At 37.7% G+C, this 26,452-nt stretch carries 26 protein-coding genes and 1 riboswitch; of the genes, 3 read left to right on the top strand and 23 right to left on the bottom strand.

Features of this window, described 5'->3' with window-relative positions; all coding sequences use genetic code 11:
- Window positions 1-3 precede the first annotated feature (3 nt).
- From aroA to cmk, 12 genes are all read right to left on the bottom strand, one after another.
- Window positions 4-1,293, bottom strand: coding sequence for a 3-phosphoshikimate 1-carboxyvinyltransferase (gene aroA, locus A33S_RS0102360; protein ID WP_009383765.1), 1,290 nt, complete (start codon window positions 1,291-1,293; stop codon window positions 4-6).
- 3 nt (window positions 1,294-1,296) lie between these two features.
- Complete coding sequence (gene aroB, locus A33S_RS0102355) at window positions 1,297-2,367, bottom strand: 3-dehydroquinate synthase (protein ID WP_009383764.1); 1,071 nt, start codon at window positions 2,365-2,367, stop codon at window positions 1,297-1,299.
- A 12-nt stretch (window positions 2,368-2,379) separates the two neighbouring features.
- Window positions 2,380-3,546 carry a chorismate synthase gene (aroC, locus tag A33S_RS0102350; RefSeq protein WP_009383763.1) on the bottom strand — a complete coding sequence of 389 codons (1,167 nt, stop codon included), beginning with the start codon at window positions 3,544-3,546 and terminating at the stop codon, window positions 2,380-2,382.
- A 474-nt stretch (window positions 3,547-4,020) separates the two neighbouring features.
- A complete protein-coding gene (gene ndk / locus A33S_RS0102345) occupies window positions 4,021-4,470 on the bottom strand; it encodes a nucleoside-diphosphate kinase (RefSeq protein ID WP_009382427.1) in 450 nt (149 codons plus the stop codon).
- 260 nt (window positions 4,471-4,730) lie between these two features.
- On the bottom strand, window positions 4,731-5,684 hold the full coding sequence (locus tag A33S_RS0102340; RefSeq protein ID WP_009382428.1) for a polyprenyl synthetase family protein: 954 nt from the start codon (window positions 5,682-5,684) through the stop codon (window positions 4,731-4,733).
- Window position 5,685: 1 nt separating this feature from the next.
- Entirely contained in the window at window positions 5,686-6,411 is a 726-nt protein-coding gene (locus A33S_RS0102335; protein WP_009382429.1) for a demethylmenaquinone methyltransferase, read from the bottom strand.
- Window positions 6,408-6,986: a heptaprenyl diphosphate synthase component 1 gene (locus A33S_RS0102330; protein ID WP_017176510.1), complete on the bottom strand. Its 579-nt coding sequence runs from the start codon at window positions 6,984-6,986 to the stop codon at window positions 6,408-6,410. The genes A33S_RS0102335 and A33S_RS0102330 overlap by 4 nt, the downstream gene beginning before the upstream one ends.
- Window positions 6,987-7,376: 390 nt before the next feature.
- On the bottom strand, window positions 7,377-7,649 hold the full coding sequence (locus tag A33S_RS0102325) for an HU family DNA-binding protein (RefSeq protein ID WP_009382433.1): 273 nt from the start codon (window positions 7,647-7,649) through the stop codon (window positions 7,377-7,379).
- Window positions 7,650-7,819: 170 nt separating this feature from the next.
- A complete protein-coding gene (locus tag A33S_RS0102320) occupies window positions 7,820-8,818 on the bottom strand; it encodes an NAD(P)H-dependent glycerol-3-phosphate dehydrogenase (protein WP_009382437.1) in 999 nt (332 codons plus the stop codon).
- Between the two features lie 14 nt (window positions 8,819-8,832).
- Window positions 8,833-10,143, bottom strand: a complete 1,311-nt coding sequence (der, locus tag A33S_RS0102315) for a ribosome biogenesis GTPase Der (RefSeq protein ID WP_009382439.1) — start codon at window positions 10,141-10,143, stop codon at window positions 8,833-8,835.
- Between the two features lie 341 nt (window positions 10,144-10,484).
- Window positions 10,485-11,666, bottom strand: a complete 1,182-nt coding sequence (gene rpsA / locus A33S_RS0102310) for a 30S ribosomal protein S1 (RefSeq protein ID WP_009382440.1) — start codon at window positions 11,664-11,666, stop codon at window positions 10,485-10,487.
- 96 nt (window positions 11,667-11,762) lie between these two features.
- Window positions 11,763-12,419, bottom strand: a complete 657-nt coding sequence (gene cmk / locus A33S_RS0102305) for a (d)CMP kinase (protein WP_009382441.1) — start codon at window positions 12,417-12,419, stop codon at window positions 11,763-11,765.
- Window positions 12,420-12,494: 75 nt separating this feature from the next.
- Here cmk and A33S_RS0102300 point away from each other — a divergent pair, with 75 nt between their 5' ends.
- Entirely contained in the window at window positions 12,495-13,463 is a 969-nt protein-coding gene (locus tag A33S_RS0102300; RefSeq protein WP_017176509.1) for an asparaginase, read from the top strand.
- A gap of 133 nt (window positions 13,464-13,596) precedes the next feature.
- Here A33S_RS0102300 and ypdA read toward each other — a convergent pair whose 3' ends face one another.
- The 4 genes from ypdA to A33S_RS0102280 form a co-directional block, all read right to left on the bottom strand.
- On the bottom strand, window positions 13,597-14,583 hold the full coding sequence (ypdA, locus tag A33S_RS0102295; RefSeq protein ID WP_009382443.1) for a bacillithiol disulfide reductase YpdA: 987 nt from the start codon (window positions 14,581-14,583) through the stop codon (window positions 13,597-13,599).
- Window positions 14,584-14,750: 167 nt separating this feature from the next.
- Window positions 14,751-16,097: a LysM peptidoglycan-binding domain-containing protein gene (locus A33S_RS0102290; RefSeq protein ID WP_238537483.1), complete on the bottom strand. Its 1,347-nt coding sequence runs from the start codon at window positions 16,095-16,097 to the stop codon at window positions 14,751-14,753.
- 129 nt (window positions 16,098-16,226) lie between these two features.
- Complete coding sequence (locus A33S_RS0102285) at window positions 16,227-17,609, bottom strand: RecQ family ATP-dependent DNA helicase (protein ID WP_009382446.1); 1,383 nt, start codon at window positions 17,607-17,609, stop codon at window positions 16,227-16,229.
- Window positions 17,593-18,558, bottom strand: coding sequence for a helix-turn-helix domain-containing protein (locus A33S_RS0102280; protein WP_009382448.1), 966 nt, complete (start codon window positions 18,556-18,558; stop codon window positions 17,593-17,595). The genes A33S_RS0102285 and A33S_RS0102280 overlap by 17 nt, the downstream gene beginning before the upstream one ends.
- Window positions 18,559-18,672: 114 nt before the next feature.
- Between A33S_RS0102280 and A33S_RS0102275 the strand changes: the two genes are divergently transcribed.
- A complete protein-coding gene (locus A33S_RS0102275; RefSeq protein WP_009382450.1) occupies window positions 18,673-18,921 on the top strand; it encodes a ferredoxin in 249 nt (82 codons plus the stop codon).
- Between the two features lie 257 nt (window positions 18,922-19,178).
- On the opposite strand, the gene A33S_RS0102270 is transcribed toward A33S_RS0102275, so the two are convergent.
- From A33S_RS0102270 to A33S_RS0102245, 6 genes are all read right to left on the bottom strand, one after another.
- Entirely contained in the window at window positions 19,179-19,736 is a 558-nt protein-coding gene (locus A33S_RS0102270) for an ECF transporter S component (RefSeq protein WP_009382451.1), read from the bottom strand.
- 56 nt (window positions 19,737-19,792) lie between these two features.
- Window positions 19,793-19,923: riboswitch (FMN riboswitch) on the bottom strand.
- Between the two features lie 399 nt (window positions 19,924-20,322).
- Window positions 20,323-22,092 carry an ATP-binding protein gene (locus tag A33S_RS0102265; protein ID WP_017176507.1) on the bottom strand — a complete coding sequence of 590 codons (1,770 nt, stop codon included), beginning with the start codon at window positions 22,090-22,092 and terminating at the stop codon, window positions 20,323-20,325.
- Window positions 22,073-22,798 carry a response regulator gene (locus A33S_RS0102260; RefSeq protein ID WP_009382453.1) on the bottom strand — a complete coding sequence of 242 codons (726 nt, stop codon included), beginning with the start codon at window positions 22,796-22,798 and terminating at the stop codon, window positions 22,073-22,075. The genes A33S_RS0102265 and A33S_RS0102260 overlap by 20 nt, the downstream gene beginning before the upstream one ends.
- Window positions 22,799-22,917: 119 nt before the next feature.
- The gene (locus A33S_RS0102255) at window positions 22,918-23,661 is read right to left on the bottom strand and encodes a pseudouridine synthase (RefSeq protein ID WP_009382455.1); all 744 of its coding nucleotides are present in this window, start codon (window positions 23,659-23,661) and stop codon (window positions 22,918-22,920) included.
- The gene (scpB, locus tag A33S_RS0102250) at window positions 23,654-24,202 is read right to left on the bottom strand and encodes an SMC-Scp complex subunit ScpB (RefSeq protein WP_017176506.1); all 549 of its coding nucleotides are present in this window, start codon (window positions 24,200-24,202) and stop codon (window positions 23,654-23,656) included. Before scpB ends, A33S_RS0102255 begins: the two co-directional genes overlap by 8 nt.
- The gene (locus tag A33S_RS0102245; protein WP_009382458.1) at window positions 24,189-24,920 is read right to left on the bottom strand and encodes a segregation and condensation protein A; all 732 of its coding nucleotides are present in this window, start codon (window positions 24,918-24,920) and stop codon (window positions 24,189-24,191) included. Before A33S_RS0102245 ends, scpB begins: the two co-directional genes overlap by 14 nt.
- A gap of 93 nt (window positions 24,921-25,013) precedes the next feature.
- Between A33S_RS0102245 and A33S_RS0102240 the strand changes: the two genes are divergently transcribed.
- A complete protein-coding gene (locus A33S_RS0102240) occupies window positions 25,014-25,517 on the top strand; it encodes a DUF309 domain-containing protein (RefSeq protein WP_009382460.1) in 504 nt (167 codons plus the stop codon).
- Between the two features lie 37 nt (window positions 25,518-25,554).
- On the opposite strand, the gene xerD is transcribed toward A33S_RS0102240, so the two are convergent.
- A complete protein-coding gene (xerD, locus tag A33S_RS0102235; RefSeq protein WP_009382461.1) occupies window positions 25,555-26,442 on the bottom strand; it encodes a site-specific tyrosine recombinase XerD in 888 nt (295 codons plus the stop codon).
- Window positions 26,443-26,452 lie beyond the last annotated feature (10 nt).

The following is a 26,452-nucleotide window of genomic DNA, read 5'->3' as shown; positions in this document are numbered from 1 at the left end:
ACATTATCCCTCATTTTCTAATTGTTTTAGTTTAGATAAGAATCCTGGAAATGACACATTAACGCTATCGAATCGGTCAATATGAATCGTTGATGGTGTTAAAAGTGACGCAATGGCTAACATCATACCAATACGATGGTCGGTATGACTATCAACGTTTGCAACTTGAGTAATCGTAGACGGCATAATTATCATACCGTCGTCAGTCGACGTTAAATCAAACCCGAGTTTATTGAGTTCATTAACCGTCGTATCAATGCGATTTGTTTCTTTAACTTTCAATTCACCTGCATCCTTTATCATACTCTTTCCAGTAGCTTGGGTACAGAGTAACGCTATAATCGGAATTTCATCGATGCATCTCGGTATAATGTTGCCTTCAATCGAAACTGGTTTCAAGTTCTCTGTATATTGAACGCGAATTGAAGCGGTCGGCTCAGCACCTTCCGACACGTTAAAGATATCGATACGACCGCCCATTTGTTTCACGATATCAATAATGCCTGTTCGCGTATGGTTCATCCCAACATTGTGAAGCGTGATATCGCTACCTTGTGTAATAAGTGCAGCGACAATAAAGAACGCAGCTGATGAAATATCACCTGGCACATAGAAGTCCCTTTGCTGAATGTGATCGATTCCGCGTGAGACAGTTTGAATCTCATTGCCGTCAATATTTAATGGAATATTATAATGACGGAACATCGTCACTGTATGATTACGCGTCAATGCTAACTCGTGAATAGTCGTCTCGTCTTCACTAAAGAGACTCGCTAAGAGAATCGCACTTTTAACTTGAGCGCTTGCGACAGGCATCCTATAATCAATACCTTTAATGTCGCTTGTGTCAATAATCAGTGGTGTATAATTATCATCTACGCCTCTAATGCGTGCGCCCATTTGTAGAAGCGGCTTCATAATACGGTCCATAGGTCTTTTGCCGATGGAAGCGTCTCCTGATAAGACAGCTTGAATGCCGAGTCCTGCGAAGAGTCCCGCAAGTAAGCGTGTTGTCGTTCCAGAGTTACCAGTATATAAAACTTGGTGCGGCGTTGTAAATGATGTATAGCCTTTCGAATCGATGAACATCTTGTCAGATTCGATCGAAATATCGACGCCAAGTAATTCAAAGATAGCTTTTGTGCGTAAACAATCTTCGCCGAGAAGCGGTTTATAAATCGTAGCTTGTCCTTTAGCAAGTGCACTTAAGATAATTGCGCGATGCGTAATCGACTTATCGCCCGGCACCTCGATGTCGCCCTTTAACGGCCCTTTAATTTGAATTGCTTCCATTTGTTACACTTCCTTTATCAGCGACTGTAGCTTAAGAAACGCAGATTTAAGCGCTAACTTTTCAACAGTCATCGTAATCGGTTCGCCATAGTCCTTAAGTAAGACCATTTGAACGCCGGCTTGCGTGTTTTTCTTATCCTTTAACATCAGTTTATAGATGGATTCAAAGTTCACTTGCTCCATTTCTTGAAAAGGCACGTCAAGCCTACGCAAGTATTGGTAGTATTTCTGAATATCAAAGTTCGCTTGTAGGTGCTCGTTAGACAGTATCATTTGGTATAGAATGCCGACTAGAATAGCCTGACCGTGCGGAATGTGGTATAAATATTCAAACGCGTGACCAAAGGTATGACCGAGATTTAAATGTTTTCGTAAACCTGATTCCTTTTCATCAGCTACCACAATCTTTAATTTCGTTACGATACCAAGCACTAAGTATTTCTCCATGTCATGAAGCGCTTTAAGTTGCGCTTGATTTGGATAAGCTTTCATTAAAGCGTTAACTTGATCAACGTTATTTAATAACGCGTGCTTAAACACTTCCCCATAGCCACTTAAAATTTCGCTATAAGGTAGTGTAGTAAGAAAGTCTAAATCGTACAACACGGCTTCCGGTCGATGAAAGGCGCCGATTAAGTTCTTCCCAGCTTTCGTATTAATGCCGACCTTGCCGCCAACGCTCGAATCGTGCGCGAGTATCGTCGTAGGTACTTGAATAAAGTCGACGCCACGTAAGAGCGTCGCCGCAACAAATCCTACAAAGTCACCTGTAGCGCCACCACCGATAGCCACTAAACAAGTGTTTCTTGTAACGCCCTCTTTTAAAAGCCCTTCCACAAAGGTTTCGTAATGTTTGAGATATTTCAACGATTCTCCACCATGCAGTACTTTTAACCGAGCACCCGTTTCTTCGGCGATAGATGTTATTTTGTCAGACCATGAGGCTTGTACAGTATCATCCACACACAAAATAACGGTATGATACGATTCTACATATGATTTAAGGTGGTTAAGCGCCCCATTTTCAACGATAATCGGATAATTATCTCTCTCATAAGTTGTATCTAAACGCATTGCGTTCACTCCCTAGAACGTTTGATTCGTCGCACGTCGATTCTCAATCTGTGCTTTTAGTTGCATCATCGTATTCGATTCAAATTCTTCAATAAGTGCCTTCGCAACTTCAAAAGCCACCACGTGTTCACATACCACACTCGCTGCAGGTAACGCACAACTGTCAGAACGTTCAATAGTTGCTTTAAACGGTTCTTTCGTTTCGATATCGATGGAATTTAACGGTTTATATAATGTAGGAATCGGTTTCATAACACCATTTACAATTAACGGCATCCCGTTCGACATACCGCCTTCAAGACCACCTAAGTGATTAGATAGACGCATATAACCTTTTGTTTCATCATATGCGATTTGATCTTGAACTTCACTGCCAGGCTTTCCTGCAACGCTAAAACCATCACCAAAGCTAACACCTTTAAACGCATTAATACTTACAACACCTTGCGCAATACGCCCATCAAGCTTTCTATCGTAATGCACATAACTACCTATTCCGACAGGCATCTTATCTACAATAACTTGAACGACGCCACCAATAGAGTCGCCGTCTTTTTTCGCTTGATCGATTTTATCACGAATTGATTGCGCAATCGTGTCATCGATAACGCGAACATCATTTTGGTCACATTTAGATTTAATTAAGTCTAGGTCGAATTCACTTGTATCTTTAATACCGCCAATTTCAACGACACGACTAAAGATATCGATACTAAGTTGCTTAAGTAAAATTTTAGACAACGCACCTACCGCTACACGCGCTGCAGTTTCACGTGCAGATGAACGTTCAAGTACATTACGTAAGTCGCGATGTTGATACTTCATACCGCCAACTAAATCAGCATGACCTGGTCTAGGTTTAGTGATTACGCGTTTCATGTTTGCCTGAGCTTCTTCACTAATTGGATGTACACCCATAATGTTTCGCCAATGCGTGAAATCATCATTTGTAATCACTAACGTAATTGGGCTACCTAGTGTGTAACCATTTCGTACACCTGAAACAATTTCTACCGCATCCTTCTCAATTTGCATACGGCGTCCACGTCCGTATCCACCTTGACGTTTAAACATTTCTTTATTAATATCCTCAACATTAACTTCTAAGTGTGCAGGTACACCTTCAACGATAACTGTTAATTGAGGTCCATGGGATTCACCAGATGTTAAAAAACGCATCCTCATCACTCCGTTCTATAAATATTTAATAAGATATTTCTAAATTCTACCACAGAGTTTGAATTTAATTAACTGAAAAATTAGAAAAAACATATGTAATGTGGTAACGACACGAATAATCACGAGTATTATATCATACAGGAGGAATGACACTTCAATCCAAACGTTTAAAGGTTAGGTAGAAGCTCGAGGAAAACAACGCACTTAACGTTGAACGCACCGCTAAATCTTAACCTATCACGTTTAAGCGAATTACTAAGTATAGAGCTGGGGGTTGAGCATGGTACAAAGTAGCATAGCTACTTTGTAAGTCCAACTAACAAACTGAAGTTTGAGTTGGACTATACAGGAAAGCTTGCTTTTTGATAGAATTGTTTTATTTTGCATACTAAAATGAAAACATGCTGTTAAGAAATTTTATGAATTATAAAAAAGCTAAGACTCATCGTCTTAGCTTCCAAACTTAATTGCGTATTATTCGTAAATCCATGGTTCTTGGATAGATTTGTAATCCGTTAATTCATCTTCGTTGAACCATAAGTTAATTTCACGTTCAGCTGATTCATTTGAGTCAGAACCGTGAATCACGTTACGGCCTACAGTTAAACCGTAGTCAGCACGAATTGTACCAGGTGTTGCTTCTGTTGGATTTGTACTACCGATAATTGTACGTGTTACGTTAACAACATCTTCCCCTTCAACAACCATCGCAAATACAGGTGCTGATGTAATAAATGAAATTAATCCATCATAGAATGGTTTGTCAGAAAGCTCTTTGTAGTGCTCTTCAGCTAAAGACTTAGGTACAGTCATTAATTTAGCGCCTACTAATTTTAAGCCTTTCTTTTCTAAGCGTGATACAACTTCTCCGATTAAATTACGTTGAACTGCATCTGGTTTAAGCATAAGAAACGTACGTTCCATGGATAAATCCCCCTATTTCAATTATGTATTTCTCATTAATAGTATCATTATTTAATTATTCATTCAATTCTAAATATCAAGTCATCTCAACGCTACGCTTAGAGGGCTTTTCAAGGATGAGAAGTGGAATCTTTATACCCTTCAATCTTCATTAGCAAAAGCCCTTTCAAAACACGCACGCATTTAAAGAAAAATACTCAAACAAAAACCAGCGGACGTTACGACACCCACTGGCACATCAATTTATCTTTGATCGTACATTAAGCTGTACGTTTACCCATACGGTGTATCAATTTCTCGATTAAAACTTTAGCGTGATTATCTTCAAGCTCATTCAATAATTGAATCGCTTTGTCTAAATAACGCTGACTAATGGCCTTAGACTCATCAATCGACGCTGATTGTCTAACACGCTTAATAATCGCATCGAACTCTTTAGGTTCTGATTCCGCATGAAGCGCCTCAATACGTGCTTTAAAGTTTGCATCCTTGCGCATTTCTAACAGTACTGGTAACGTGATATGACCATTCATGAGGTCGCTACCTACAGGCTTCCCTAATGCCTTCTCGGTACTTGTGAAATCGAGAATATCATCGACAATTTGGAAACTCATTCCGATATAGTGACCAATCATCTTCAAACGATATACGGTCTCATCCGTTGAATGTGATGACATAGCGCCAAGTTCTGTAGCAAGTTGAATCAGTAACGCTGTCTTACGATTTATGCGTCTGAGGTAATTCGTAATCGTTTGTTTACCATTAAATTGATCTTCAAATTGAAACAACTCACCGCGACATACTTCTACAATCGCTTTAGACAATGTCGTATGAATCGCTTGGTTATCAATCGAAGAGATGTATTCTAGAGCACGTGCGAGCAGAAAATTTCCCGTAAGTATTGCAGTTGGTTGATCCCATTTCTTAACGATCGTCGGGCGACCACGACGTTTATCGCTTTTATCAATAACGTCATCATGAACTAAAGTCGCCATATGAATCAGTTCAAGCGCGACTGCAACACGATAACTTTCGTCATTAACCTTCGTTCCAAACTGGCTACTTAGAATGACGAACAGTGGGCGTACACGTTTACCGCCAGAATCAAGTAGGTGATGACTTGTGTCATTAAGTGTGTGATCAGCACTACTCACTTCTTTTTTTAGTTGTTTCTCAATCTTCTTAATTTCACTGTTCATGTTAATCTTTGACACATTAATCACCTTTTGAAGTACTGTTTTCTTTATAACCTAAATGCATCGCAGCAACGCCACCTGTAAAGCTACGCACTTTAACATCCTTAAAGTTAACTTCTTCAAACATACGCTTTAAGGTCTTTTTGTCAGGAAAATCGAACGTTGATTGCTGCAACCATTCATACTCAGCTTGAGATTTAGCGAATATCTTACCAAATATCGGCATTACAAATTTAAAGTATAATCGATACAGTTGCTTAAATACAGGCATCGTTGGTTGACTCGTTTCAAGACATACGACCATGCCGCCTGGTTTTAAGACGCGGTACATCTCCGCTAAAGCAGCCTTATAGTCCGGCACATTACGTAATCCGAAACCAATCGTAACGTAATCAAATTCGTTATCATCAAATGGTAATGACATCGCGTCGCCTTGGATAAGCTTAATATTCGCCATATCAACCGTTTTCTCTTTGCCGACTTCAAGCATATTCTCACTAAAGTCTAGCCCAATAACCTCGCCGTCTGGACCAACGTCTTTACTTAACGCAATCGTCCAATCAGCCGTACCACAACATACATCTAATGCAGTAGAACCTGATTGAACCTTCATTTCTTTCATAATCTTTTTACGCCAGATCTTATGTTGCTCGAAGCTGATAATGTTATTTAAAGTATCGTACTTCGTTGAAATATTTTGGAATACGGTATGAACTTGTTCTTTATTCGCTTTATTTTTAGTCATGATTTATTACCCTCTACTTTTATATAATCGTTGGAAACTACGTCAATGAGTTCTTGGTAGGCTTCATCAGATAAGTGATTCAAATAATCTGGATGATAGTCTGTGAGTCGTTTATATGCAAGTTGTAAGAATACGTCTTGTCTATAGTCAACGTCGAACGTCTGGAACGCGGTTTGTGGAAAGATTGTCTCAATTTCGATAATTGTATCGATTAGTGTAGGTGTATCAAGTTTGTGATGGTGAATATATGATTTCAATTCGTTAGATTTAATGATGGCTTCGCTCATTCTCTTTTGAAAAGTCAAATCGTTAAACGTAGCTAAAATCGTATAATAATGCGCGCTCAATAAATCCCCAATTAATATCGAGTGCTTCGATGTATGATCAAATGAGATTGAATCTAACAAATTCATTGCAGTATCTATCATGAGACATGAAAGTTTAGCTTCAGTCGGAAGATGATATGTATCTAGTACCTCACTCAACGGCTCGTTTACAATAATTGGTTCATTGTAATTAATATCACTTAAAACGTCTTTAATTTGTTTGTTAAATAATGTCATTATAGAATCCATGTCCCACACCTCAAGTTATAATCACTATCCATAATAACATTATCGTTACGAAATTAAAAATCGTAATTATTCATAAAACGTTTAAATATCTGGATTAAGATGACATTCCTTATTTTAAATTAAGTTTATTAATATTTAAGATTGTTGTTTGACATAGGTAGGACATTTAGAACAATTCCTTATACAGCATGCTTTCCTGTAAAGTACAACTCGTACTTACAGTACGTTAGTTGGACTTACAAAGTAGCACAACTACTTTGTTCATTAACTGTACCGTGGGCCCCACCCCTAGGAGTCAGCTGTTAAGAAAACTAAATTAAACCTTAAACAACCGTAATTGATTTAGAACCAATAAAAAAAGCCCTTATAAAAGGGCCTTTTTATGCGTTATTATTTTACAGCGTCTTTAAGAGCTTTACCTGCTTTGAAAGCTGGAACTTTGCTTGCAGGAATGTCAATTTCTTTACCAGTTTGAGGGTTACGTCCTTTACGTGCAGCACGCTCACGTACCTCAAAGTTACCGAAACCAATTAATTGTACTTTCTCACCTTTTGATAGTGATGTTTGAATTGATTCGAAAACGGCATCAACTGCTTGACCAGCTTCTTTTTTAGTTAAGTCCGCTTGATCAGCAACAGCGTTGATTAAGTCAGTTTTGTTCATGTCAATTCACCTCCCGGAAGGTTATGTAATGATATAAGGTTATATCATTATGGTATGACTTTAACACAGTGTTATCAGTATCTGCAACGATTTATGTGCTTAAAAACGTTGATTTGAACACATTTTCAAGAAATTTGTTACCAAATTCAAGAAAATTGTAATATAACACATTATTCTGACTTCTTCGTTCTACCCATGAGTGCTTTGACACTGTCTTTAACAGGTGCATCCTCGAATAAAACACGGTATAAAGCTTCCGTAATTGGCATCTCTACGTCTTCTCTTAAAGCGAGATTATAAACTGAATTCGTTGTATATACACCTTCTACAACCATGTTCATTTCATTTAAAGCTTCTTCTAACGTTAAACCTTGTCCGAGCTTATATCCCAACGTGTAGTTACGTGAGTGCGTAGAGGTACACGTCACGATTAAGTCACCTATACCACCTAGACCTAAAAATGTCATAGGGTCGGCACCGAGCTTTTCACCGAGGCGACTAATTTCAGCCAAACCACGCGTCATTAAAGCAGCTTTGGCGTTATCGCCATAACCGATTCCGCTCACGATACCACTTGCTAAAGCAATGATATTCTTTAAGGCACCGCCAAGTTCAACACCGACTAAATCGTCATTTGTATATACGCGTAAATATTCATTCATAAATAAATCTTGAATTAATTGACTAATGCGGTGTTGTTTAGATGATGCTGCAACGGTTGTAGGTTGTTTAACAACAACCTCTTCAGCGTGACTCGGTCCAGATAAGACACCAACACCTTCAAAGTATTCAGGTGAAATCGTTTCTTCGATCATTTCAGACACACGTTTAAAGGTATCGTTCTCAATACCTTTAGCAACGTGTATAAATGTCTTCTTAGAATCAAGCTTGTCGTTCACATCGGTTAATACCTGTCTAATCGCTTTTGTAGGTAGCGCGACAACGTACACATCTGCATGACGAACAGCTTCATCTAAGTTAGACGTTGCTTTAATAGATGGCTCTAAATCGATATCTTTAAGATACTTCGTGTTACGGTGCTTAGTGTTTAAATCGTTGACGCTTTGTTCAGATTTCCCCCACATTAAAACATTACTACCATTTTCGGCAAGGACATTGGCTAATGCAGTACCAAAGCTGCCCATACCGAGTACAGTAATATTTGTCATAGAATCCCCTCCAATTAGTTTCTGCGTCTAGGAATTAGATGTACAGGTGTACCTTCGAAACCAAATGCTTGTCGGATCTGATTCTCAAGGTAACGTTTATATGAAAAGTGCATTAATTCGACATCATTTACGAATATAACAAACGTTGGTGGTTCTATCGCAACTTGAGTCGCATAGAAGATGTTAAGTCTACGACCCTTATCAGTAGGTGTTGGGTTCATAGATACGGCATCTGTTACCACTTCGTTTAAAGTAGAACTTTTAACACGTTTCTTATGATTTTCGCTCGCTTCTTTAATATAAGGGAAAATTGTACGTAAACGTTGCTTTTGTTTTGCTGAAACGAAGGCGATCTGCGCATAATCTAAGAATTGAAATTCGTTACGGACCTTATCCGCGAATTTCTTCATCGTGTTGTTCTCTTTTTCTACAGTATCCCATTTATTGACAACAATCACAATTGCTTTACCTTGTTCATGGGCATAACCTGCAACACGCTTATCTTGTTCGATAATACCTTGTTCCGCATCAATCACGACAAGAACAACGTTTGAACGTTCGATGGCCTTTAAAGCACGAAGTACAGAATACTTCTCTGTAGACTCATATACTTTACCTTTCTTACGCATCCCCGCTGTATCGATTAATACGTAGTCTTGATCGTCGAACGTATATTCCGTATCAATCGCGTCACGCGTTGTTCCCGCGACATTCGATACGATAACACGTTCTTCACCGAGAATCGCATTAACTAAGCTTGATTTACCAACGTTCGGACGGCCAATGATTGATAACTTAATTGTATCTTCATCATATGGGTCCTCTTCCTCACGTTTGAAATGATTTTTAACTTCATCTAATAAGTCACCTAAACCAAGTCCATGAGAACCTGAAATTGGGAATGGTTCGCCGAATCCTAAAGCGTAGAAGTCATAAATTTCTGCACGCATTTTAGGATTATCTACTTTGTTTACCGCGAGTACGACAGGTTTATTTGAACGGTAAAGCATTTGCGCGATCATTTCATCATCTTGTGTTAAACCTTCACGAATATTAACCATGAAGATAATAACGTCTGCTTCATCTATGGCGATTTCAGCTTGCGCACGAATTTGCGTTTGGAAAGGTGCGTCACTGATTTCAATACCGCCTGTATCTATAATATTAAATTCATCTGTAAGCCATTCACCGCTTGAATAAATACGGTCACGCGTCACACCAGGTGTATCCTCAACGATAGAGACACGTTCACCAACAATACGGTTGAAAATTGTGGATTTACCTACGTTAGGTCTACCAACAATTGCTACGATTGGTTTTGTCATAACCATTCTCCCTCTCTTAAAATATCTCTATTATTCTACCATACGGGATATGAATAAAAAAGAAAATATAAGGTTCAGTACATTACTCAGTTTCGTTTCTTCTTTTTGAAAAGCCCTTTAGAACAGGTACTTTCTTGAATGCAGCCCTATTCTAACGTTCGCTCACAAGTTTGACTGGTGAACTTGTCATTTTTTGAAAAAGGATAGCGTATTGAAAGGACTTTTACTAGTAGAGAAACAAAGATTGAACCAATAAAAAACGTCTATACAATACTTATTGATGACGCATAACATGTCGTAATCATCAAATTGCATAGACGTTATCATTTATTTTATGAAACTTATAAGTTTAAATCTTTAAGTTTGTCGCCGAACATATCCCCGATAGTTGGGTTATCCTCGTTTGAATCTTGGCTAGTCGTATAAGATTGAGTTGTTTCTTCATCACTTTCGTTTGATTCTTCTTTTTCTTCAGTTGCTTTGATTGAAAGTGAAATACGTTCTTCCTCTTGGTCAATACCTAAGATTTTAACGTTTACAGTATCACCTGGTTCTAAGACTTCGTTAGGTGTACCGATGTGTTTATGGCTAATTTCAGAGATGTGTACTAAACCTTGAAGGCCAGCACCAATTTCAACGAACGCACCAAAGTTAGCTAAACGCATAACTTTACCTTCAACAACATCGCCTTCGTTGAATTTCTCTTTAATTGTTTCAAAAGGACTTGGTAAAGTGTCTTTGATTGATAATGAGATGCGTTCTGAGTCTTTTTCTACTGAACGAACTTTCACGTTAACTGTTTGACCAATTTCTACAACTTCGTCTGGAGTTTTAACGTGTTCATGAGAAAGTTCTGATACGTGAACAAGACCGTCAACGCCACCTAAATCAATAAATGCACCAAAGTTAGTTAAACGTGCAACTTTACCTTCAAGCACATCCCCAGCTTGGATTGAATCAAGTAACTGTTCTTTTTTCTTCTCATTCTCGATGGCTTCAACAGCTTTACGGCTTAGGATGACACGATTATTTTCAGGATCAAGTTCCTCTACTTTAAGTTCAAGAACTTTCCCATCATAATCAGAGAAGTCTTCAATGTAATCAGTAGAGATGAGGGATGCAGGAATGAAACCTCTTTGGCCAACATCAACAACTAATCCACCTTTAACAACTTCTGTAACTTTTGCTTCGATTGTTTCGTCGTTATCTTGTTTTTCTTTAAGAAATTCATATGATTTTTCTTCTTCAAGTTGACGTTTAGAAAGTATGTAACTACCACTTTCGTTTTCCTCATCAACTTCGATTTTTGTAACATAAGCACCGATTTCGTCTCCAACTTTCACTACATCACTCGCATTTTCGATGTGGTGCGTTGATAGCTGGCTAATTGGGATAATACCATTGTATTTACCACCATTAACAGATACAACAACATGTTTGTCTTCGAGTTGTTGTACTTCACCGGTTACCTTATCTCCTTCTTTAATTTCTTTAATCATTGATTCATTGAATTCTTCAGTCATCTTGAATGCCTCCTTATACGTCTACATACTTATAACATCTTATAAAGCAGACTAATTGTCAAGAAATTAAAATCGAATTTTTATAACATTCAAATTTTACACAACATATCCTAAGATTTTTTGTGTGACTTCTTCGATACTTAAACCAGTCGTATCAATCGTTATGGCATCTTCCGCTTTTTTAAGCGGTGAAATGTCACGATTCATATCAAATTCATCACGCGCTTTAATTTCATCTTTTAAAGTTTCAATGTTAGATTCAATTCCGCGAGCTTCATTATCAATTTGACGACGTTTAGCGCGTTCTTCTACCGAAGCAATCATGTAAAATTTAAAGTCTGCATCAGGCAGTACTGTTGTACCAATGTCTCGCCCATCCATTACAATACCCTTTTCTTTAGCCATTAATTGTTGTCTTTCGACTAAGAACGTACGAACAGGCTCTTGAGACGCGACAAATGAGACATGATTTGTAACATCATTTTCACGAAGATAATCTGTCACATCTTGATCATTTAGTATAACCCTTTGCCCTTTTTCTTTATCATATTTTAAATGAATTGAAACACGATTTACTAAATCGTAAAAATTTGTTTCTGTTGAACCATTTTCTTGTAAATAATAATATGTAATCGCACGATACATTGCACCTGTATCTACATATATCATAGATAATTTTGACGCAAGTAACTTCGCAATCGTACTCTTACCTGCAGCAGCTGGTCCATCTAATGCGATATTTATTTTGCTCATTTAATAAACCTACCTTGTTGTTTTAATACGATTATTTTATCATAAAAAAGAATGCGATTAATAGGAGGAAGTTTCATGAAGAGACTATTAGTATTACATACTGGTGGCACGATTAGTATGTCTGAAGATGAATCGAAGAAAGTAGTTACAAACGAACACAACCCAATCACAACTCACAAAGATATCATTCAATCGTATGCAGAGATTGTTGAAGAAACACCTTTCAATGTTCCTTCTCCACATATGACGACTGAACATGTCGAAATTTTACAACGCATTATTCTAACTGCTGACGAAAGCAATGACTACGATGGTTACGTGATAACGCATGGTACAGATACGCTTGAAGAAACAGCTTTCTTACTTGATTTAAATGTAGGTATTAAGCGTCCTATCGTGATAACAGGTGCAATGCGTTCATCAAATGAAATTGGTTCAGATGGTTTATACAATTTTATATCTGCTATTAGAGTAGCGACTGCTGAAGATTCATACGATAAAGGTGTAATGGTAGTCTTTAACGATGAAATTCATACAGCACGTAACGTTACTAAAACGCACACATCTAATACAAATACGTTCCAAAGTCCAAACCATGGACCACTTGGTGTAGTGACGAAAAGTGGTGTTTTATTCCACCATAGACCATATCCACATACCATTTTAGATCATATCAATTCAAATTTGAACGTACCTTTAATAAAGGCGTATATGGGCATTAATAAGGATATCTTTGATTTCTATGCAGAACAAGAAGTTGACGGTATTGTCATTGAAGCACTAGGTCAAGGTAACCTACCACCAAGTTGTATCGAAGGTCTCGATCATTGTCGTGATAAAGGAATACCAATTGTGCTTGTTTCACGTTCATTTAATGGAATCGTAGGTGCGATATATGCGTATGATGGCGGTGGCTATCAACTTCAACAAAAAGGTGTTATCTTCTCGAACGGTTTAAACGGTGCCAAAGCACGCTTGAAACTTCTAGTAGGTTTAAGTAATGATTATACGCATGATCAACTAAACACTTACTTTGATGAGTAATTCTAAATGGGAATATCTTAAATAGATTAAAGGCTTGAGATACATCGTGATGTCACGGTGCATCCCAAGCCTTTTTGCGTGCTTGAAAATATATTGTATCGATTATGTTCGGCCAAATCGAGGTAGTTATCAATTAAGTTTCAAGTGGTGTTTGACGCTTTGTCAAAATTGACTGCGTAATGACACCACCGTGGAAGCGACCATTTTCAATAAAGATGGTATTCGCATCATTACCTGCCGCTATGACACCCGCAATATAGCAATTAGGTACGTTCGTTTCGTAAGTCTCTCGATTATAAACCGGAGCCGTACCAAATTCGTTTGTATTAATATCAATACCAATTTGTTTTAAGAAATCATAATCAGGATGATAACCAATCATCGCAAATACGGTATCATTAGGAATTGTGTGTGTCTCACCATTTTCCTCATACTCAACTGTATCTTCTTTAATTTTAGTCACAACACTATTAAACTTCATCGTAATTTTGTCGTGTTTAACGAGTGAATCAAAGTTAGGTAAAATCCAAGGTTTTACTGATTTAGAATACGTTGCACCACGATATAGTACCGTTACATGGGCACCTGCTTTTTCAAGTTCTAATGCAGCATCAACTGCAGAGTTTTTACCACCAATAATGACTACATTTTGGTCAAAGAATGGATGTGCTTCTTTAAAGTAATGATGTACTTTAGGTAAGTTCGCACCTTCTACTTCTAAAGAATTGTGTTGACCATAATAACCTGTAGCAACGATTAAGAAACGACATTGATAAACGTCTTTCGTTGTCGTTAAAGTGAATTTATCATTCATCTTCTTAACGGTTAATACCTCTTCATATGGGTTTACATCTAACTGATGATGTTTTACAACTGCACGGTAATAAACAAGTGCTTGATTACGTTTAGGTTTGCTATCTTCAACGATAAACGGTATATCACCAATGCTTAATTTTTCGCTTGATGAAAAGAAGGTTTGATGTGTCGGATAGTTATAAATTGCATCTACTACATTCCCTTTTTCGATAACTAATGTTTCGATACCCTTTTTCTTTTGCTCGATAGCTGCGCTTAAGCCACACGGACCTGCGCCAATAATAATACTTTCAACGGTTTTCATAAAATATCCTCCTTTTTACCACAACTAATATTATAACAGTACCCGTTTAAAATCAAAAAAGACTGGCTTAATTGAATATAATTTAAATTAGTATATCAAAACATTTATTTGCGCATATAAAAAAAGAGCTAAGGCAATTGATATGCCCTAGCTCAATAAAACATTTATTATTCAGGAATAACTAAACGTTGACCGTTGCTTAAGTTATTACCTTGAATGTTGTTAGCGCTACGGATTTTGTCAACATTTTCAGGTGTACCTTCACCGTAGTAACGGATAGCGATACGATATAAGTTTTGGTTACCTGAAACTGTGTGAACACGTTGACCAGATTGACCTTGGTTACCTTGTTGGCCTTGTTGAGCTTGGCCAGCTTGTTGACCTTGGTTACCTTGCTGACCTTGTTGGCCTTGGTTACCTTGGTTTGCATTAGCTTGATCAGATTGACCAGCATTAGCAGCACCTGCACCTGCTGCACCAGCGCCAGCAGCTGTTCCAGCTTGTTGACCTACGTTAGATCCTTCTTCATCTGATGAATCTTCTTCAGATGATTTGTCTTTAGATGATTCTTCAGAAGACTTATCTTCGTTAGATTTTTGCTCATCTGATTTTTCTTCGTCAGATTTTTCTTCAGAAGATTTGTCTTTATCTTTATCTTTTTCTTCGTCAGATTTTTTATCAGTTTGTTCAGTTTTGTTATCTTCTTTCTTCTTGTCGTCGCCATCAAATAATTGCGTAGCACCCCAAATAGCTAGTGCTGCAAGTAATAATAATGCTAATAATAAAGGTAATAATTTTTTAAGGCAACCGCCGCCTTTATCTCTATCGTCATCATCATAATCGTCATAGTCACGATCATCATGCTCATCACGGCGATCATAGTCATCGTGACGGTCATGGTCGTCATGACGGTTTTTGTTTGCTGCAAATCCAGCTCCAGCAGCGCCCGCTCCAGCGGCACCTGCACCGGCAGCAGCTTTTTTCTTATTACTATGTTTTTTATCATCGTCATGTTTGATGTCTTCATCTTTGTCAGGACGAACAGCTTTATCATTATGTTCTGTTGGATGATCGTGTTCTAAGTCATCTTTATGTTTTTTGTTCGCTGCAGCGCCTGCTCCAACAGCACCAGCTCCACCAAATAATCCTGCTTTTTTACCTTTAGATTGTTTATCATCATGATGATCTTCCACATGACGGTCATCATCGAAACGTTCATTGTCACGATTGTCGCGATCTAAGTGTTTATCTTCGACACGACGGTCATCGTGATGTTCGTTTCTGCCATCTTCGAATTCTTGTTTGTCGTTTTGATTGTTTCGTGTTGCAGTATCTCTTCTGCGTTGTCTTCTTTGTGCACCTCGTGGTGGGTAAGGTTGTTCATTGTTATTAAATGAGTCATTAAATCCTTTGTCTTCACCGCGATCTAAGTCGTGGTTAGTGTCTTCTGGATTAATTGCTTGACGATTGCGTTCGAAATCGTCCTTGAAATTATCTCTAGACAATAGTTTCACCCTTTCATATGTATTTGTAGTCTTTTACCCTAAAGAATGGTTGTTCAATTAGAAATAATATAAAAATTTGAAAAAACTAAAGATGATACCTGTATTATATCCACTTTGAATTGTTATTAAAAGCAAAAGCTATTTAAGAAATAGACTTTTTAATTTGTCACTATATTTATACTGCATGAGAACCTTTTTGCGATTGAATGCTTGTATCGGAATGATGTTATCACAGTTGTCACAACAGTACTCAGCTTGCTCACATTGATCATTAAAGTAAGAAAGTAAATACGTTCTTCGACAAGAATTAAGACGTGTATATTCCATCATTTTCATCAAAGCTTCTTCTTTTCTTAAATTAGTCGTCTCAAAGATATGTTTTAATTCCCTAATTGAAAAGTTCTCGCTTAATAATGAAAGTTGATCGTGCTTAGGTTCAGGTAACTGTGTACCTAACTCAAATTGCTCGATATCGGCTGACGTAATCATATCGCTAAAGATTAACGTTTCAAGTAAATAGTAATCGTCCGGTTGATATAAACTGATTGCTTGGCTTAAACCGCCATCACGACCTGTACGACCGATTTCTTGTAAGTAGTTCGCAGGGTTAGCTGGTAAGTGAAAGTGAATAATTGTTCGAATGTCTTTCTTATTAATTCCCATACCGAACGCACTTGTCGCAACTATAATTGAAATATCGTTAGCTAAAAACTGTTGTTGCACAGTAAAACGTTCCTCATAGGATAAGTCAGCATGGTAAATACCCGTTAAGTAACCAGCTTCATAAATACGTTTCGCAATTTCATGACACATTTTCTTCGACGAGACATAAACTATTGTTGGTCCTGATTCCGAAAGTTGCTTTGTTAACCATTCCATCTTTTCCTCTTGGTCACAACAATTACGGTGGCTTAACATGATATTGTCGCGGTTCATCGTCGTCATAATTTCATTGAGTTCAAGACCAAGTACGCGCTCTAAATCTTGAGCTAAATAAGGTGGCTTTGTCGCAGTTAGCGCTAAAATCGTCGCATTTTTAAAGCGTTTGATCGCCTTCTGTATTAATACATAGTGCGGTCGAAAGTCATAGCCCCACTCTGAAATACAGTGCGCCTCATCAAGCACGATTAAGCCAAAGTCAATATTTTCAATACGTCTTAAATTATGAGGTTGCAACAAGAATTCAGGACTCATGTAGATAAATCGACTCGAATGTAGTCGCTTTAAATGCTGGTAACGCTCACTTTCTGATAAACCTGAATGAATTTGAATAACGCGTTCTTCACCGTTCATCTTCATCTGCGCAACTTGGTCATCCATGAGTGAAATTAATGGCGATATAATGAGCGTTGGTTTTTGTTTGATGTACGTCGGCAACTGATAACATAAACTCTTACCACTACCAGTTGGTAGTACACCTAGCGTATGCGTATCCTTTATCACATTTTCAATAATCGCTTCTTGACCTGGCTTAAAATGTTCAAAGCCAAAGTAACGACGTAATTCATTTTCGAGATGCATCATATACCTCCTTTCTCACTTTCACAAATGCCATTTTAATTTGAAAGTACGACCAGTCTGGGAATGCTTCCTTAAAATATTTAAGTCGTTGGTTTGGGGCTTTTAAAAAAGCGGCCTTTAAATCAGCATAACCTTCACTCGGTACATAGGGTCTAAAGTCATGGAGATAACCTTTAATAAAGAGTTCGAGGATGTGATCTTCAATTGTGTTTGGTTTAACGTTTTTACGCGCCGCCATGTCCTCAATCTTCACATCAGGTTCTTTCAATAGCTGCTGATACGTCGTAAAGGTTTGATGCAAGAGCGTCGGCTTCTCGACACAACGACTCAATAAAGGATACGTATCCTGGTTTGAAATGGCCTTAACTAAATGATGAAGCGCTATGAGTTCATGAAACCACACTTCTTTAAGTGACAAGGACGTGATTAAACTCACCTGCTGCCTCGTGTACGCATGCTCATCATACCCGTCTAAATAATAATGCAAGAGCGGTACCTCAAGCTCAGATTCTAAAACTTCAAATAAGGTCATCAACTCGTCTTCAAGTTGTGATATCGTCTCCTCTTCTTTCATCTCCTTGAAAAGCCCTTTGACCTTCTGTTGGATATTAAGATTAGACGTAATGGGTAAGTACTTCGCATTATCGCTAATATATTGCGATACAACTTGAACAAGTAATTGAATGGTTGTAAACGTATCGCGCATACTCATATACGTGTGACCAAACAATTTCGGTAGCGAGTCAGACGTATTGTCAGAACTTTGTAACAATTGTAGAAACGTTTGGCTATTGAGATTCGGCATACTTTGATATAAAGGAAGTGTATCTTGTATACACGCATCGAAAAACGTTTGATGAGATTTTTTACCTGTGATAATATTAAAGATACTTTTTTCAGTCTTATAATTAAATGTACGTTGTTTTAAAATTTGGACGGCTCTTTCCATGATATAACTCCTTATTCTGTTGAAACGAAAGTATTGAAAATTATAAGTACAATGACTAAAATATTATATGTATTATAAGTTAGTTTAGCATTTTTTTAAAAGGAGGCGAAAATAATGGCTAAATATACTATAGTTGACATGGATACATGTATCGCATGCGGCGCTTGTGGTGCTGCTGCGCCTGATATATATGATTACGATGACGAGGGTATCGCATACGTAACACTAGACGATAACCAAGGTACGGCTGAAATTCCTGAAGAATTATACGAAGATATGGATGATGCATTCGAAGGTTGTCCAACAGATTCAATCAAAGTTGAAGATAAACCATTCGATGGTGACGCATTAAAATATGAATAAGGTTGATTGGTCGGTACGACATTAACCTAATTAAAAGAGCTAGAACGCTTTAGAGGAAGAGATTCTCTATGTGCGTCCTAGCTCTTTTGTTATATGTTACATAGTTTATAGATTATAAGTTAAATAATTATTTAGGTTTAGGTAAAATTTCTCAACCAGCTGACTTCTAGGGGAGAAGCGTGCGTTCTGAGACTACAAGCTCAGGCCACGCCCCAGGAAAGCATGCTGTTTGAGAAATTTTTATTATAATCTAGCCACTATGATTCGTATTTTTTAAGGAATGGTTTCAAACGTTTGAATAGAAGTAAGAAAACGAGTGAAACGAGTATACCTTTAATTAAATTAAATGGAATAATTCCAGCTGCGATAATTACTTTTAAATTCTTTACAACGTCGCCTAAGTTCATGATGTAACCGTATAATGGCAACAATACAAAGTAATTTAAGATACTTAATACAAGTGTCATCATAACCGTACCAACGATTAAGCCTGATACTAATGACTTCATAGAGCGTTTCTTTTTATATATGAGATACGCGACTAGGATTAACGTACTGCCTGCCAAGAAGTTTGCGACGGGACCAACTGGGTCACCCATATTAATTAAAAAGTTTAATACGTTTTTGATAAATTCCACTAATATGCCAGCAAGCGGACCAAAAGTGAATGTCGCGATGAGTGCTGGTACATCACTAAAGTCAATTGTTAAATAAGGCGGTAAGAACGGTAGCGGGAATTTAATAAACATGAGTACAAACGCTATCGCACTTAACATGCCAATCATAATAAGTTTACGTGTTTGGTTCTTTTCCATAATTAGCCTCCCATTCATCTCGTAAGAATAGGAGGTTAAAATGCATGCGAAATAACCTCCATCTTCTCCCATCCAGACTTTACTGTCGGCTCTAGAATTTCACTAGATCAGCCACATAATTAGATTATGCAGGTCGCAGGCTTAATTTACTGCCGGTTGGGAATTGCACCCGACCCCGAAGATGAATTTATTATTTGATTTGGTTGTAAGTTATAAAATTCTTAATAATTTCCTTAAACAGCATGCTTTCCTGGGGCGTGGCCTGAGCCTGTAGTCTCTAAAGTCCAACTCAAACTTCCAGTTTGCTAGTTGGACTTACAAAGTAGCATTGCTACTTTGTACCACGCTTAAGCCCCGGCTTGTATAGCTTGATAATTTGCTTACGCAAATTTCTTTGCCGGGGACCCCACCCCTAGGAGTCAGCTGTTAGGAAATTATTTACGAAATAAGATTAAGTTAGGTAATAACACAAATTAACAAGTATTATCCCTAGACAAACGTTATTATCTTTAAACTAGTTACATTCGAAATAAAGCATTTATTATTTTATATATTAAATCAATCTTTAGTTAAAGACAATATGATTTTATGATTGATTATTTTGTATTGATTTAGGTTGTTTAGGCAAGATGATTTTAAATGTTGTACCTTGGCCATACTTACTGTCAGCCGTAATTTGACCACCATGTTCTTCAATAATCATTCTACAAATAAAGAGTCCTAGCCCTGTACCTTGTTTACCACGTTTACGTGAAGCGTCAACCTTGTAGAAACGATCGAACACTAACGGTAAATGTTCAGGTGAAATACCTGCACCTGTGTCGGCAATTGAAAGTACATAATTTGATGAATCTTCAAAGGCTGTAATCGTTATCGTATCACCAGGCTCTGTATAACGTGTCGCGTTATCTAATAGGTTCGTCACGACTTGATCCATGCGATCAATATCGTAATACCAATCGTCCATGTTCGCTTCGATATCGATGTTCATCTTAAGACCAAGTTGATCAATTTGTTGTTGATACTTCATGTCGATTTTATCTGCAAGCACATCTATTGGTTGTTTCGTGATATCCATAGATAACCCTTCAGCGTCCATTTTCGCCACATTTAAGAGCTCATTCACTAAGCGATTCAGTCGTTTAGACTCATCTAACACAACAGATAACGAATCACGTATTTCATTTGGTTCGCTTACAATACCGTCGACGATGGCCTCAGTATAACCTTGTAGCAATGAAATTGGGGTACGCAGCTCATGTGAGACATTAGCTATAAAGTCCTTTTTCAATTGGTCAAGATTATGCTCATTCGTCATATCACGAATAATAACTACGATGCCGCACTCATTGCTGTGATCGATGTTCTCGATGAAGCTCATAATGACAACATAATAACGTTGGAACATTTCATATTCTTTAAACGTCACTTCTTCAGACTCAAATGTGTCATCGATTTGCGCATTAAATCGACGTTCATCGTCTTCAGTCATTTGAAGTAAGATGGAATGTGCGAGTTTATTCGATAAAATGATATCTTTCTTCGCATTAATGCCAAGCACACCTTCAATCATAGATTCGATTAACGTGTCTCTAACGTGCTTAGCAGACGTAATCGTGCTAATGTGTGAACGTATTTCAGAACTCATCTTGTTGAATGTAAGTGCTAGCTCGCCTATTTCGTCCTTCGTATTCACATGAATCTTCTCATGGTATTCACCCTTCGCAAGCTTATTTGCCTGAGAACGCATCTGACGTAAAGGCTTCGTAATACGCGTTGATAGGAAAAAGGCGAATATTGTTGTTAAGAACAATGATAATAACGCGGTAATGAGAATAATGATTGTTATCACATTTGTGGTATCCTCTATACTCTTTAAATCTTGATAAATAAAGACGGCACTCTTCTTATTCTGAGCGTCTTGGGATGGATACCCTACCAACACATACGTACGTTCTTTGCCTTTATAGTTAATCGACACGTGTTGAATGTGCGTTTCATCATGATCAATGACACGTTTATACGCATCATTAGCTTCGATTTCGTTTAACATGCGTCGCTTAAGTTCTGTCTTATCGTCCGAACGCGACGTATCTTTATAAGGAAATATAATTAACCCTTCAGGACCTTCGATTAAAGCATGACTTTGCTTGATAACAGCTTCTTTATCGTCTGATGATTCCATTAACTCACTGACACGTTTCGCATCGACGAAAAGACTCTGTTCTGTTTCCTTGGTATAATAATAAGAAATAAATGTGATTAAAGCGGCACTTAATAAAATTAAAACTGTCGTTACTATTAACATAATAGTTAACCACAGTTTTACAACGACGCTATTCAGCCGTTTCATCATTTTCGTCTACCTCGAACTTATAACCTACGCCCCATACTGTTTGAATCATTGTTGCAGCATCATGTGAGACGCGATTAAGTTTTTCACGTAAACGTTTAACATGCGTATCTACAGTTCGAAGGTCACCGTAGAATTCATAGTGCCAAACTTCTTTGAGTAATTGTTCACGATCGAAAACTTTGTTTGGTGTCTTAGCTAAGAAGATGAGTAATTCATATTCTTTAGGTGTTAGATTAACAGGCTTGTCATCTGCAAGTACACGGTGTGCATCATTATCAATCACAAGGTGCTTAAATTCGATTAAATCTCTCGTTGTAGGCTCTTCTTGTTCTGTTGTCACATCTTCAGTACGTCTTAATAATGCTTTAATACGTAACACGACTTCACGTGGTGAGAAAGGCTTCACGATATAATCATCCGCACCTGATTCGAACCCTTCTACACGGTTATTCTCCTCGCCTTTAGCCGTCAACATGACGATAGGTACATCTTTTTCTACGCGAAGTTTTTTCGCCACATCGATACCATCCATCTTAGGCAACATTAAATCTAAAATAATGCAAGCGTAGTTATGCTTAAGCGCCATATTGTATGCTTCCTCACCATCACTTGCTTCGTGAATGACGTAAGATTCTCTCTCTAAATACATCTTCAATAATTTTCTAATTCTTTCTTCATCATCTACGACTAGAAGTTCTTTAGTCATAATTTCATCCTCCTATAACGCTGCCTAATCATATATTACAATTATATTATATCATATTATAACGTTAATAAATGGAAATTAGGACAAGTTTGTGAAAAATTTATCAAACTTTGTAAGCGCTATTTTAAACTACCATTTTCGGCTAATTGACGTAATGTTTTAACTTCGTGAGGTGATAATACGCGTCCTTCACCGGCATTGAGTCCTTTTAAATCGAGGGGACCAAATTGAATACGTGTTAACTTAGACACTTTATGACCAAAGTATTCAAACATGCGTCGAACTTGGCGATTACGCCCTTCTGAAATCGTAATCTCAACATGTGTGGTATCCTTCTCTTTATCTTGACGCTTGATCTTCACTGCTGCAGGCTGTGTAATGCCGTCATCGAGTTTAATCCCCTTTTCAAGCTGGGCAACTTCTTCACGCATTAAATAACCTTTAAGCTTCGCAACATATTTCTTCTTAATCTTATAACGTGGGTGCGTCATTAAGTTTGTGAATGTCCCATCATTCGTTAAAAGCAACACGCCACCTGTATCGTAATCCAGGCGACCTACAGGATAAATGCGTGTTTCTAAATCATCAAAGTAGTCTGTCACAACCGTACGACCACGGTCATCAGATACACTTGTAATTACTTGCGTTGGTTTATTAAAGAGGATATATATTTTATCTTCAAGCTCTAAAGGCACGCCCTCAACGCTAACCTCATCGCTTTCTTTTACTTTTGTACCAAGTTCTGTGACCGTTTCACCGTTCACCTGTACCTTTCCTTCGACAATAAGCGTTTCTGCCTTACGTCGTGACGTATAACCACTGTTAGCGATACGTTTTTGTAATCTTTCAAGTTCGTTACTCATTATGTTCTCCTTTCTGATTTACGAGATTGTTGAAAAATGATTCAATTTCTTCTTCATCTTCATCCGTCGTTGGCAACTCATCTATATGTTCTATACCAAATACATTTAAAAATAAATCCGTTGTATATAATTGTTGGCTTCGGGACTGTTCTTCTGATTTAGCTTCAATCAAGCCTTTAGCAATCAACGTTTTAGCGGCACCATCTGAATTCGTACCACGAATCATTTCAATATCACTTCGTGTAACAGGTTGATTATACGCAATGATCGATAACGTTTCCATAGCAGCTTGTGACAATTTCATCTTTGAAGAACGCTCAATGAGCTTTTCAATGTAGGGTTTCGCAGCCTCACACGTTGTTAAGACAAGCTTCGACCCATATCTCTGTATCAAAAGCCCTTCACGGCTATAATCTTCGACTAATTGAAGTAATGTTTGCTCATCTATTTCAAGTATCTCACATAGTTGTTTCGTATCTAACCCCTCGTCGCCTGCCGTATACAGCAAGGCTTCTAGGATGCCTGAATTAGGAATGCTCATAGTTTACACCTCTAAAGATTTCAATATCGGTAAAATTCTTCTCTTGTTCGATATTAATAATACCGGATTTAGACAATTCTAACATGGCAAGAAAGTGTGTGACGACAACTTCTAAACTTTCTTTAAACGTAAAAAGTTGGAAGAAATTAAAAGATTCGTGTTCTTTTAAACGGTCATTAAACTTAGAAGTTGCTTCTTGAATGGTAAACGTTTCTTTATGGACGTTAACCGTAGTTGGTTTAGATAGCGCGACACGGTTTTTGATACGCTGATACGCGATAATAAGTTCCGTTAAATCGATTGTCTCATTTTCATCCCACGTTTCTTGTGATTCCAAGTGTGATAAGTCAGATGGTGGCTTTGAGAAATACTGTTCGCGATCTGTTTTATATTGACTTAAAATTTCCGTATATTCTTTGTAGTTCTGATACTCAATCAAACGTTCTACTAAGTCATCACGCGGGTCCTCTTCTTCAAGGTCATCAGCGTCGTGTTGAGGTAATAACATTTTACTTTTAATCATGAGAAGTTCGCTCGCAACAACGAGATATTCACTTGCAACATTGATTTCAAGGCGATTCATCGCATGGATGTACTGCATATATTGTTCAGTAAGTGATTTCATGGGGATATCATAAATATTGATTTCAAATTCTTTAATTAAATGTAATAGTAAATCGAGTGGTCCATTGAAGGCATCTAATTTAACTTCGTACATAGTTTCTCCTTCATCTTTGCAAGTTGAATGCATATTTCAATAAAATATTATAGCATGTTTGTTAAGAACAATAAATTTTGGAGAGAATGTTTTATGAAAGATGCTTTATTAGAATTTTATTACGAATTTCATCATTCAAGACATTATTTTTTATGTCACGATATTTTAGAGGAAGCTTGGAAAGACAATCAAAGCTTCACTAAAGACGATCCTGTCGTGTCACTTATCCTGCTTGCGACGGGTTGTTATCATTATCGACGACATAACTATAAAGGCGCTTACCGTTCTTTTAGAAAGGCTAAGCATGTGATTGATGGCGTTGAGGATCAAGAACTGCTAGGTATCGATATCAATGCATATCTCGAAACACTCGATCATCTCATTGAAGCTTCCCATCAGCAAAAGCCTTATGCGCCGATAAGTCTGCCTTTAACAGAAACCTTTCAACGTTTGTTAATGCAGAAATACCCATCCTTTCAGAACAATATGACACCTATCGAGGATCACTATATCGTTCATCATCATTTAAAAAGAGATCGTCAACCCGTTGTCGACGCTCGAGATCAAGCCTACCGACAACGACATCAGGAGAAATAATATAAAAAAACCGAGCAACGTGGATTGCTCGGTTCTTCTATGCTCTCGGATGATATTCGTTATAAATCTTACGAATTTGTGATTTAGAGACATGCGTATAAAGTTGTGTTGTTGAAATATCTGAATGACCTAGCATTTCTTGTACAGCACGTAGGTCAGCCCCATTTTCAAGGAGATGCGTCGCAAACGAATGTCTTAACGTATGCGGCGTTAAATTCTTCTTAAGACCTGCTTTTAAAGCAGTCTGTTTCATAATCTTCCAAATACCTTGTCGTGTTAAAGGCTTACCGTGCGTGTTGAGAAATAAAATGTTCGTCATATGTTGCTTAAGCAAATTCGGTCGCACGTATTCGATATACGTGTCGAGATAATCAATCACGGTATCGCCTAACGGAACGATACGTTCTTTATCACCTTTACCAAAGACTTTGACAAAGCCCATAAGTAGATTGACGTTCGTGATTTCGAGCTCTATCAATTCCGTCACACGCATACCTGTAGCGTAAAGGAGTTCTAGCATTGTACGGTCACGATAACCGTTGTTCTTATTTAAGTCTGGTACTTGAAGTAGCCTTTCAACATCATCAATCGATAACACGTCTGGTAATTTACGTTCGTATTTGGGCGTTTCGATAAGTACTGTAGGGTCATTAGCCGCGTACTTTTCACGCAGGGCAAACTGATGAAAGCTACGAATTGTAGACGTAAACCTTGCGATCGATTTGTCTTGGCGACCTTGTTCTCTTAATGTGAGTAAACAGTCCTGAATGACTTTACGGTCGATAAAGTCGATATGACTGATTTTCTTTTCTTCAAGGAGTTCTCGATATTTATTGAGGTCTCGACGATAAGCGCCTATTGTATTGTCGCTGAGGCCTTTTTCTAATTGAATGAACTTTAAGTATTCTGAAATGATCTCTTGCATGAATCGCACC

The sequence above is a fragment of the Staphylococcus massiliensis CCUG 55927 genome (assembly GCF_000298075.1).
Lineage (GTDB): Bacteria > Bacillota > Bacilli > Staphylococcales > Staphylococcaceae > Staphylococcus > Staphylococcus massiliensis.
Note: the sequence above shows the minus strand (reverse complement) of the source record. Positions and strands in the feature narration are given on the sequence as shown.

Bases quoted from the DNA above. Each gene is read 5' to 3' on its own strand.
- ypdA (WP_009382443.1), bottom strand. From the start codon at position 14,583: ATGAAAACCGTTGAAAGTATTATTATTGGCGCAGGTCCGTGTGGCTTA.
- aroB (WP_009383764.1), bottom strand. From the start codon at position 2,367: ATGCGTTTAGATACAACTTATGAGAGAGATAATTATCCGATTATCGTT.
- A33S_RS0102320 (WP_009382437.1), bottom strand. From the start codon at position 8,818: ATGACAAATATTACTGTACTCGGTATGGGCAGCTTTGGTACTGCATTA.
- A33S_RS0102255 (WP_009382455.1), bottom strand. From the start codon at position 23,661: ATGAGTAACGAACTTGAAAGATTACAAAAACGTATCGCTAACAGTGGT.
- der (WP_009382439.1), bottom strand. From the start codon at position 10,143: ATGACAAAACCAATCGTAGCAATTGTTGGTAGACCTAACGTAGGTAAA.
- A33S_RS0102245 (WP_009382458.1), bottom strand. From the start codon at position 24,920: ATGTACGAAGTTAAATTAGATGCCTTCAATGGACCACTCGATTTACTA.
- A33S_RS0102330 (WP_017176510.1), bottom strand. From the start codon at position 6,986: ATGGATTCTATAATGACATTATTTAACAAACAAATTAAAGACGTTTTA.
- A33S_RS0102285 (WP_009382446.1), bottom strand. From the start codon at position 17,609: ATGCATCTCGAAAATGAATTACGTCGTTACTTTGGCTTTGAACATTTT.
- A33S_RS0102300 (WP_017176509.1), top strand. From the start codon at position 12,495: ATGAAGAGACTATTAGTATTACATACTGGTGGCACGATTAGTATGTCT.
- ndk (WP_009382427.1), bottom strand. From the start codon at position 4,470: ATGGAACGTACGTTTCTTATGCTTAAACCAGATGCAGTTCAACGTAAT.
- A33S_RS0102260 (WP_009382453.1), bottom strand. From the start codon at position 22,798: ATGACTAAAGAACTTCTAGTCGTAGATGATGAAGAAAGAATTAGAAAA.
- aroA (WP_009383765.1), bottom strand. From the start codon at position 1,293: ATGGAAGCAATTCAAATTAAAGGGCCGTTAAAGGGCGACATCGAGGTG.
- A33S_RS0102240 (WP_009382460.1), top strand. From the start codon at position 25,014: ATGAAAGATGCTTTATTAGAATTTTATTACGAATTTCATCATTCAAGA.
- A33S_RS0102270 (WP_009382451.1), bottom strand. From the start codon at position 19,736: ATGGAAAAGAACCAAACACGTAAACTTATTATGATTGGCATGTTAAGT.
- A33S_RS0102325 (WP_009382433.1), bottom strand. From the start codon at position 7,649: ATGAACAAAACTGACTTAATCAACGCTGTTGCTGATCAAGCGGACTTA.
- A33S_RS0102280 (WP_009382448.1), bottom strand. From the start codon at position 18,558: ATGGAAAGAGCCGTCCAAATTTTAAAACAACGTACATTTAATTATAAG.
- A33S_RS0102265 (WP_017176507.1), bottom strand. From the start codon at position 22,092: ATGATGAAACGGCTGAATAGCGTCGTTGTAAAACTGTGGTTAACTATT.
- rpsA (WP_009382440.1), bottom strand. From the start codon at position 11,666: ATGACTGAAGAATTCAATGAATCAATGATTAAAGAAATTAAAGAAGGA.
- scpB (WP_017176506.1), bottom strand. From the start codon at position 24,202: ATGAGCATTCCTAATTCAGGCATCCTAGAAGCCTTGCTGTATACGGCA.
- A33S_RS0102335 (WP_009382429.1), bottom strand. From the start codon at position 6,411: ATGACTAAAAATAAAGCGAATAAAGAACAAGTTCATACCGTATTCCAA.
- cmk (WP_009382441.1), bottom strand. From the start codon at position 12,419: ATGAGCAAAATAAATATCGCATTAGATGGACCAGCTGCTGCAGGTAAG.
- xerD (WP_009382461.1), bottom strand. From the start codon at position 26,442: ATGCAAGAGATCATTTCAGAATACTTAAAGTTCATTCAATTAGAAAAA.
- aroC (WP_009383763.1), bottom strand. From the start codon at position 3,546: ATGCGTTTTTTAACATCTGGTGAATCCCATGGACCTCAATTAACAGTT.
- A33S_RS0102275 (WP_009382450.1), top strand. From the start codon at position 18,673: ATGGCTAAATATACTATAGTTGACATGGATACATGTATCGCATGCGGC.